Source organism: Cognatazoarcus halotolerans (assembly GCF_009800965.1).
GTDB lineage: Bacteria > Pseudomonadota > Gammaproteobacteria > Burkholderiales > Rhodocyclaceae > Cognatazoarcus > Cognatazoarcus halotolerans.
In genome coordinates this window covers 1-255 of sequence record NZ_WUAF01000090.1, presented here as the reverse complement: position 1 = coordinate 255, position 255 = coordinate 1, and the positions used below count along the sequence as shown (strand labels likewise).

The following is a 255-nucleotide window of genomic DNA, read 5'->3' as shown; positions in this document are numbered from 1 at the left end:
TCGATGCCGGTTTCTCGGAAACCGCCTCGATCGGCGACAAGGTGTGGGTCGACAGCAATGCCAACGGCGTGCAGGACGCAGGCGAAGTGGGCAAGGCCGGCGTGACGGTCGAGCTCTACACCTGTGTTGATGAGATGCCGGGCACGCTGGTCGACACCAAGGTGACCGACGCCAACGGCAACTACAACTTCAGTGGCCTGATGCCGGGCGACTACATCGTCAAGTTCATCGCCGCTGACGGCTCGGTGCTCTCGA

1 protein-coding gene is annotated in these 255 nt (G+C 62.4%); it reads left to right on the top strand.

What is annotated here, in order from left to right; translation table 11 throughout:
- Positions 1-255, top strand: a 255-nt coding sequence (locus tag GQB03_RS22800; RefSeq protein ID WP_159694077.1) for an SdrD B-like domain-containing protein, incomplete at both ends; no start/stop codon positions are given.